We start from the raw sequence: 1,049 nt of genomic DNA on the forward strand, positions 1-1,049 counted from the left end.
AATACCACCACGCTGCGGATGCTTTTGCCCGCATGCATTAATTCGAACGCTTTGTTGATCTCTTCGAGGCCCATGACATGGGTGATCATAGGATCAATCTCAATCTTGCCGGTCATATACATGTCGACAATCTTGGGGACATCGGTCCGGCCCTTGGCGCCGCCAAAGGCCGTGCCGCGCCAGTTACGGCCCGTTACCAGCTGGAACGGACGCGTCGCGATTTCCTTGCCCGCTTCGGCCACACCGATGATGATGCTTGTGCCCCAACCGCGATGGCAGGCTTCTAAAGCGGTGCGCATCACTTCGGTATTGCCCGTGGCGTCAAAGGTATAATCTGCGCCACCGTCGGTCATAGCCACGATTGCAGCAACAACATCCTCACGGCTCATGCCCTTCGAATTCAGGAACGCCGTCATGCCGAACTTACGGCCCCATTCTTCGCGGTCTGGATTGATATCCACGCCGATAATCATGCCTGCGCCTGCCAGACGCGCGCCCTGAATAACGTTCAGGCCAATGCCGCCAAGGCCGAACACCACAACATTATCGCCGACCTGCACCTTGGCTGTGTTCACCACCGCGCCAACGCCTGTGGTTACGCCGCAGCCAATATAGCAGCTCGATTGGAACGGCGCGTCTTCGCGGATTTTGGCAACCGCAATCTCGGGCAATACGGTGAAGTTCGAAAAGGTCGAGCAGCCCATATAATGGAAAATCGGCTGGCCCTTATAGGAAAAGCGGGTTGTGCCATCAGGCATCAGCCCTTTCCCTTGCGTCGCGCGGATCGCGGTGCACAGGTTGGTCTTGCCCGACAGGCAGGACTTACACTGGCGGCACTCCGGCGTGTATAATGGAATGACATGATCGCCCGGCTTGACGCTGGTCACGCCTACGCCAACCTCACGCACAATGCCTGCGCCTTCATGGCCAAGCACTGATGGAAAAATACCCTCGCTGTCAAAACCATCCAGCGTATACGCATCGGTATGGCAAATCCCCGTCGCCATAATCTCCACCAACACTTCGCCCGCCTTGGGACCTTCCAAGTC

At 57.1% G+C, this 1,049-nt stretch carries 1 protein-coding gene; it reads right to left on the reverse strand.

Translation table 11 applies throughout. The features are described from left to right. On the reverse strand, positions 1–1,049 hold a 1,049-nt coding region (locus D7D48_RS10455), incomplete at both ends, for an S-(hydroxymethyl)glutathione dehydrogenase/class III alcohol dehydrogenase (protein ID WP_125231380.1).

Source organism: Sphingorhabdus wooponensis (assembly GCF_003933235.1).
Lineage (GTDB): Bacteria > Pseudomonadota > Alphaproteobacteria > Sphingomonadales > Sphingomonadaceae > Sphingorhabdus_B > Sphingorhabdus_B wooponensis.